The following is a 7,352-nucleotide window of genomic DNA, read 5'->3' as shown; positions in this document are numbered from 1 at the left end:
GTTCAGACGTTCCCTAGGAAGTTGCTGATGGTCCGAACCGTGAAGAACATCGTTGCACGACCCGTCGCGGAAGCCGTGTCCGCGCACCACCACTCAGCCCCGCCGATGGAATCGATGACGGTCACCAAGTCGGGGCGAACGCGGCGCCACGGGCAATGCGATACGACACGGGCGGGTACCGCATGGCGCGATGTTTCGGAAAGCTCGCACCGCAAGAGAATCCTGGCGTTGCCGTACCGCCTTGCAGAGGGCCGCCGCGCGCATATCGCCTTGCATGCGCGATTCCGTGTCGCCCCATTGGTTGCCTGAAGGACTTGTCATGCCGTCATACTCCCGCCCACTTTCACCGCACCTCGGCATCTACCGCTGGCGCATCAATATGGTGCAGTCCTCGCTGCACCGCCTCACCGGGTTGCTGCTATCGGCCGGCACGCTGGCCCTCAGCTGGGGCATGCTCGCCGCTGCCGCCGGCGACCACGCGTGGCAGGTGTTCGCACATTTCTGCGGCAGCTGGGCCGGGCTCGTATTGTGGTTTGCATGGATCTGGGCCATGTTTTTCCACCTGTGCAACGGCATCCAGCACCTGTTGCACAGCGTGGCGTGGGATTACGGGCCGCAGCACATGCGCGACCGCGCCAAGCACCCGTCCTACTGGACCAGCGGCTGGATCATTGTCGCGGTGAGCAGCCTGCTCACGCTGACGACTTGGGTCATCCTCACCGTGCAGCTAGCCGGGGTATTGGCATGAGTGAATATCCGGGTCAATCAGATTTGCGCGACCCATTGAAGGTGGCGCGCAAGTGGGGTTCCTCAAAAACCGGCGTGCAGCATTGGTGGGTTCAGCGCGTCACTGCGTTGGCACTCATTCCGTTGACCTTGTGGTTCGTCTACTTCGCGCTGGCGCTCGTCCACGTCGATTACGCCACGGCTATGTCGGCGATCGCCGACCCCGTCCACATGTTTCTGCTGATCGTGCTGACCATCTGCACCTATTGGCACGGCATGTTGGGGTTGGACGTGATTATCGGGGATTACGTGCATACACGTTGGCTTGAGGTGACGCTTCAGATCGCGCTGCGATTCGGAGCCGTTGCCGGAGCGATCGCCACCATCCTGGCGATCATGAGTGTTGGGTTGGCGGCGCGCTGATCACCAAATTAAGTTGGCAAAAGAAGAAGGTCACATGGCTACGGAAGCATATTCGATACAACGCCATCGCTACGACGTGCTCATTATCGGAGCGGGTGGCGCCGGGCTGCGCGCTGCACTCGGGCTGGCGTCCAAAGGCCTCAATGTGGCGTGCATCAGCAAGGTCTTTCCGACGCGCTCGCACACCGTGGCGGCACAGGGTGGCATTGCCGCAGCTCTCGGCAACATGGGCGAGGACGACTGGCGTTATCACTTCTACGATACGGTCAAGGGCGGCGACTGGCTGGGTGACCAGGACGCCATTGAATACATGTGCCGTGAGGCAATCCCGGCGGTCATTGAGCTCGAGCACTTCGGCGTGCCGTTCTCGCGCACTGAAGACGGGCACATCTACCAGCGCCCGTTCGGCGGCCACACAATCCGTCATGGTGAGGCGCTGGCGCAACGGGCCTGTGCCGCAGCCGACCGCACCGGCCACGCCATCCTGCATACGCTATACACGCAGGCGCTTAAAAACCATGTCGAGTTTTTCGTCGAATATTTTGTCACGGATCTCATCCGTGACCCACGCACCGGCGAGCTCGTTGGCGCGCTCGCGATCGATCTCAAGGAGGGGGTAGTCCATTTCTTCCAGGCACACTCGATCATTCTCGCCACGGGTGGCTACGGACGCGCCTATTTCTCGTGCACCTCGGCCCACATTTGTACCGGGGACGGCGGCGGGATGGCGCTGCGCGCGGGATTGGCGCTGCAGGATCTGGAGTTCGTGCAATTCCACCCGACCGGCATCTACGGTTCGGGCTGCCTCATCACCGAAGGCGTGCGCGGCGAAGGCGGCTACCTCACCAACGCCGATGGCGAGCGCTTCATGGAGCGCTACGCGCCCCACGCCAAGGACCTGGCCTCGCGGGATGTCGTCAGCCGGGCGATCACCATCGAGATCCGCGAAGGTCGTGGTGTCGGCGAACACAAGGATCACGTGCTGCTGAATCTGGCGCATCTGGGGGCCGAGGTGCTGCGCGAGCGGCTTCCAGGCATCTCCGAGAGCGCACGCATTTTCGCTCGCGTGGACGTGACCAAGCAGCCAATACCGGTGCTGCCCACGGTGCACTACTGCATGGGCGGCATTCCTACCAACATCCACGGCGAGGTGGTGCAAAAGGTGGGAGAGGACAACGACGCAGTGATTCCCGGGCTGTTTGCCATTGGCGAGGCAGCCTGTGTATCCGTGCACGGGGCCAATCGCCTGGGCACGAATTCGTTGCTCGACCTGATCGTCTTCGGGCGCGCGGCCGCACTGCGCTGTGCCGAAATCATCAAGCCGCACACGCCCTATCCCGAGCTGTCGGAGGATGTGCTGGAACCGGCGTTGTCCCGGCTCGATCACCTCCGCCACGCGCGCGGCGGTACGCCAACCGCGCAACTACGCGCCAAGATGCAGCACGCCATGCAGGAGGATGCTGCGGTATTCCGCACCGCCGAAACCCTGGAGAAGGGTTGCCAGCGACTCGATGAGCTGCACGCGGAGTTCGCGGATGTAGCCGTAGCCGACAGTTCCCTCATCTGGAACTCGGATCTGGTGGAGACGCTAGAGTTGGGCAACCTGCTGGCGCAGGCCGTGGGTACGGTTCACGCGGCGGCGCGGCGGACGGAAACGCGCGGCGGTCACGCGCGCGACGACTACCCCGAACGCGACGATGCCAACTGGATGAAGCACACCTTGGTGAAAGTCGATGCCAACGGCCAATGCGACATCGATTACCGACCGGTGCATCAGCGCCCGCTGGATGATGAGGTCGAGATGGTTCCACCCGCAAAGCGCGTGTACTGAAAGCAGTTTTTCGTGGTCAGGGTTGCTCGCCCCTCGCAGCCCGACGCGTCATCGGCGTTGTCTGGCAGGGGGGTGATCGAACTCGTTGCAGTTGGAGGACATCGTGGCTCAATTCAGGCTACCGCAGTTGTCGCGGGTAAAAAAGGGCAACTATTTCGCTGCAAAGCCCGAAGCGAAAGAAGTACGCAAGTTCAAGGTGTATCGGTGGGACCCGGAGGACGGAGACAATCCGCGCACCGATACGTATGAGGTCGACATCAGCGATTGCGCGATGGTCCTCGACGTGTTGCTGAAGATCAAGAACACGATCGACCCCACCTTGACCCTGCGGCGCTCGTGCCGGGAAGGCGTGTGCGGTTCGTGCTCGATGAACATCAATGGCGAGAACACCTTGGCGTGCATCACTCCGCTGGATGACCTGCGCGCCGGGCAGGTGAATATCTACCCGCTGCCACACATGCCGGTCATCCGTGACGTGGTGCCCGACTTCACCCATTTCTATGCTCAGTACGCGTCGATCCAGCCCTGGATCAAAACCGACAGTCCGGCCGGATCGCGCGAGCGCCTGCAGTCACCCAAGGACCGCAAGAAACTGGATGGCCTGTACGAATGCATCCTGTGTGCGTGCTGTACGGCGTCGTGCCCGAGCTATTGGTGGAACCCCGATCGCTTCCTGGGTCCGGCGGTGCTGTTGCAGGCTTACCGCTGGATCGTGGACTCACGCGACGAGGCCACCGGTGAGCGGTTGGACGACTTGAACGACCCGTTCAAGCTGTTCCGCTGTCACGCCATCTTGAACGGCACCAACACTTGCCCGAAGGGGCTCAACCCCGCCAAGGCGATTGCCAAGATCAAGCGCCTCATTGCCGAGCGCACGATCTGAGGCGGGCCCACCCGTGCGCAGCAAGATGAGGCCATGACGATTTTCCTTGCACCTTTCTCCATGGGGGATTTTCGTGACCTGAAGGCGTGGGGTTGCAACTATTGCGCGCGGCGCACCACGGCATGGAAGGCCTGGCAGCGCCACGCTGCACATCACCGGCGTCGTCGGCGTAGCTGGCCGGTCGACGGGCCTGAACTCGCGCGTTGCACGCTGCACTACCCGGCAACCTTATCGTCTTAACCCAAGCCGGCCAGCCACCGGATTTCGAGACCCACCATGCAACCCATGATCCCTGCTGCGCGTATCGCAAAGTCAACGCTCGCACTTCCCGACTGGCGCCAGTCAATGCGCGACGTGGTGACCGGCCCGCGTGAGCTGCTGGCGCTGGTCGACCTCAGTGAGCTTGCCGACCGCCTCCCGGCGGCCAACGCCGGGTTTCCGTTGAGGGTGCCGCGGAGTTTCGTTGCGCGGATGCGCAAGGGTGACCCGAACGACCCGTTGTTGGTGCAGGTGTTGCCGGTGTGCTCCGAACTCGACGAGGTGGCGGGCTACAGCGACGATGCCGTGGGTGACCTTGATGCGGTCAAGGCCCACGGGGTATTGCAGAAGTACGCAGGGCGCGCGCTCCTGATCGCCGCGGGATCTTGCGCGGTCAATTGCCGGTTCTGCTTCCGCCGTCATTTTCCGTACGCCGAAGAGCTGGCTGCGTCACACGCATGGCGTGAAGCATTGGCGACGCTGGCGGCGGACACGTCATTGCGCGAGGTGATCCTGTCAGGGGGGGATCCGCTGGTGTTGTCGACGGCGAGACTGAAGGAGTTCACGGATGCGCTGCGGACGCAGCCGCACATCATGCGGCTGCGCATCCACTCGCGCCTGCCAGTGGTGATGCCCGAACGTATCGACGATCCGTTTTGCGATTGGCTGCGCGCGGTGCCGCTGCAGCGCGTGTTCGTGATCCACGCCAATCACCCCAACGAACTGGACGTGACGCTGGCTGCTGCATGCGCGCGCTTGCGTGACGCGGGCGTTACGCTGTTCAACCAGTCGGTGTTATTGCGCGGCGTCAACGATAACGCCGACGTACTCACGCAACTGTCGGAGCGACTGTTCGCGATCGGCGTGCAGCCGTACTACCTGCACCAGCTCGACAAGGTACGCGGAACGGCGCACTTCGAAGTCGCAGACTCGCGTGCGCACGAACTGATGGACGCGCTGCGCGCGCAGCTGCCGGGCTTCCTGGTGCCAAAGCTGGTGCGTGAGGTTGCGGGTGACGCGTCGAAGCGCCCGGTATAGGAAATGTTTTTCCGGCACGCCACAACGTACGGGTGGATGATGGCCCATCTGCGAGCACGATGCTGCGAACGTTGCGCTCGCGCCACCGTGGGTTGGATACGGTTTTGTCGTATGCGAGTGGAAGGACAGTTTTTGGGCAGGTCAATTTGGGGTTCTGCTGACCGCGCATGGACGAGCAGCGACCTTGGGTCGCCGATCATCGTTTGGCGGTTGACAGCCTTTGTCAAAGGTGGTCCGACGCCTGTCCACGCGCTGAAGCTCCAAGGCTGCCGAAGCGGTATCGGGCAGGCGTTGGACAAGCCTCGAGGGAGGACACCACAGGAATTACAGCGTAAGCGTTTTCATGGCGCGTTGCTGGTCCATGGAGACAGGAATAGCGGTGCCAGTCAATCCGTGCTGAATGCGGTGTCCAAAATAATCTAACTCGAGACCCACTGTGTCTGAGCAAATGCAAACTGTTGACCTTGGTCCGCGCGAAAGCATGACGTTCGACGTGGTTGTAGTCGGTGCCGGCCCGGGTGGCCTCGCTACCGCAATCCGTCTGCGGCAACTCGCTGCGGAGCAAGGTCGCGAGCTGTCTGTATGCGTGTTGGAGAAGGGTTCGGAGCCAGGCGCACATATCCTGGCCGGCACGATCATGACACCGCGCGCTTTGACTGAGCTGCTGCCGAATTGGAAGGAACTTGGTGCGCCGTTGACGCAACCGGTAACTCGCGACAGTTTTCTGTTTCTCAGTGAAGCCGGCGCAACGACCACGCCGGGATTCCTGCGCCCTGATTGTTTCGAAAACCACGGCAATTTCATCATCAGCTTGGGCCGCTTGACTCGCTGGTTGGCACGGCAGGCTGAGGCGCTGGGCGTCGACATATTTGCCGGCTTTGCGGCGACCGAAGTGCTTTACGACGAGCAGGGCGCGGTGATGGGTGTGGCCACCGGCAATATGGGCATGGGTAAAGACGGCAAACCCACGGCAAAATTTCAGCGTGGCATGGAGCTGCGTGCCAACTACACCGTTTTTGCAGAAGGCGCACGCGGCCAGTTGGGGCGGCAGTTGATCGCCAAGTACGCGTTGGACAAGGACTGTGATCCGCAGAGCTATGCGCTCGGCATCAAGGAGCTGTGGCAGGTCGAGCCCGCGCGACACGAAGCCGGATTGGCCGTGCACACTGCCGGCTGGCCGCTGGACTCGAATACATACGGCGGGTCCTTCGTCTATCACGCCGAGGACAATATCGTCGCGATTGGCTTCGTGGTCGGTCTTGACTACTCCAATCCGTGGCTCAGCCCATTCCAGGAATTTCAGCGCTTCAAGACCCACCCCGCCATCCGCAAATACCTCGAAGGCGGCAAACGCATCAGCTATGGCGCGCGTGCGATCACCGCCGGCGGCCTGCAATCCTTGCCGCGCACGGTGTTTCCGGGTGGCGCGCTGGTGGGTTGCGAGGCCGGCTTTCTCAACTGCAGCCGGATCAAAGGCAGCCATGCGGCGATCAAGACGGGCATGCTGGCGGCCGAAGCTGCATTCGCTGCGTTGGTTGCGGGACGCGCGCACGATACGTTGGAGGCTTACCCTGTCGCGTTCGAACGCAGCTGGCTGCACGGCGAACTAAAACAGTCGAAGAATTTCAAACAGTGGTTCAAGAAAGGCCGCGCGTTAGCCACGGTGATGACGGGCGTCGAACAGTGGTTGCTACCAAAAATCGGCGTACGTAATCCGCCATGGACGCTCCACCACAGCATGCCCGATCACGCCTGCCTGGACCTTGCCAGCGATCGCGAGAAAATTGTTTATCCGAAACCCGACGGCGTACTGACTTTTGATGTTCTCAGTTCGGTGTTTCTCAGCAACACCCATCACAACGAAGATCAGCCCTCACATCTGACGCTGAAAGATGCCAGCGTGCCGGTGACGATCAATTTGGCCAAGTACGCCGGACCGGAAACGCGTTACTGCCCAGCCGGTGTCTATGAATTCGTGACCGAGAACGGGCAGCCACGGTTGCAAATCAATTTCGCGAACTGCGTGCATTGCAAAGCGTGTGACATCAAGGACCCGACACAAAACATCGTGTGGACGGCACCGCAAGGCGGTGACGGACCGAATTATCCAGCGATGTAGACTCGCAACTGACTACCTACGCCCGCGCTGTGGGCAATGATAAAAAAACAGATAGGACGGATTCAACTTTGAAG

7 protein-coding genes are annotated in these 7,352 nt (G+C 61.5%); all 7 read left to right on the top strand.

Features of this window, described 5'->3' with window-relative positions; all coding sequences use genetic code 11:
* On the top strand, positions 1-309 hold a 309-nt coding region (locus tag UUA_RS20125), incomplete at its 5' end, for a hypothetical protein (protein WP_238533053.1).
* A 10-nt stretch (positions 310-319) separates the two neighbouring features.
* Positions 320-748 (top strand): succinate dehydrogenase, cytochrome b556 subunit, encoded by a 429-nt coding sequence (gene sdhC / locus UUA_RS17880; RefSeq protein WP_008439497.1) that lies wholly within the window; start codon positions 320-322, stop codon positions 746-748.
* Positions 745-1,149: a succinate dehydrogenase, hydrophobic membrane anchor protein gene (gene sdhD / locus UUA_RS17875; protein ID WP_039954479.1), complete on the top strand. Its 405-nt coding sequence runs from the start codon at positions 745-747 to the stop codon at positions 1,147-1,149. Before sdhC ends, sdhD begins: the two co-directional genes overlap by 4 nt.
* Before the next feature lie 34 nt (positions 1,150-1,183).
* The gene (sdhA, locus tag UUA_RS17870) at positions 1,184-2,980 is read left to right on the top strand and encodes a succinate dehydrogenase flavoprotein subunit (protein WP_008439495.1); all 1,797 of its coding nucleotides are present in this window, start codon (positions 1,184-1,186) and stop codon (positions 2,978-2,980) included.
* A gap of 103 nt (positions 2,981-3,083) precedes the next feature.
* A complete protein-coding gene (locus UUA_RS17865) occupies positions 3,084-3,863 on the top strand; it encodes a succinate dehydrogenase iron-sulfur subunit (RefSeq protein WP_039954480.1) in 780 nt (259 codons plus the stop codon).
* 276 nt (positions 3,864-4,139) lie between these two features.
* The gene (gene epmB / locus UUA_RS17860; RefSeq protein WP_039954478.1) at positions 4,140-5,159 is read left to right on the top strand and encodes an EF-P beta-lysylation protein EpmB; all 1,020 of its coding nucleotides are present in this window, start codon (positions 4,140-4,142) and stop codon (positions 5,157-5,159) included.
* A gap of 448 nt (positions 5,160-5,607) precedes the next feature.
* On the top strand, positions 5,608-7,278 hold the full coding sequence (locus UUA_RS17855) for an electron transfer flavoprotein-ubiquinone oxidoreductase (protein ID WP_039954477.1): 1,671 nt from the start codon (positions 5,608-5,610) through the stop codon (positions 7,276-7,278).
* The last annotated feature ends 74 nt before the right edge of the window (positions 7,279-7,352 follow it).

Source organism: Rhodanobacter thiooxydans LCS2, from assembly GCF_000264375.1.
GTDB classification, from domain to species: domain Bacteria; phylum Pseudomonadota; class Gammaproteobacteria; order Xanthomonadales; family Rhodanobacteraceae; genus Rhodanobacter; species Rhodanobacter thiooxydans.
Note: the sequence above shows the minus strand (reverse complement) of the source record. Positions and strands in the feature narration are given on the sequence as shown.

Coding starts and splice junctions, on each gene's coding strand:
- sdhA (WP_008439495.1), top strand. CDS start 1,184: ATGGCTACGGAAGCATATTCGATACAACGCCATCGCTACGACGTGCTC.
- epmB (WP_039954478.1), top strand. CDS start 4,140: ATGCAACCCATGATCCCTGCTGCGCGTATCGCAAAGTCAACGCTCGCA.
- sdhD (WP_039954479.1), top strand. CDS start 745: ATGAGTGAATATCCGGGTCAATCAGATTTGCGCGACCCATTGAAGGTG.
- sdhC (WP_008439497.1), top strand. CDS start 320: ATGCCGTCATACTCCCGCCCACTTTCACCGCACCTCGGCATCTACCGC.
- UUA_RS17855 (WP_039954477.1), top strand. CDS start 5,608: ATGCAAACTGTTGACCTTGGTCCGCGCGAAAGCATGACGTTCGACGTG.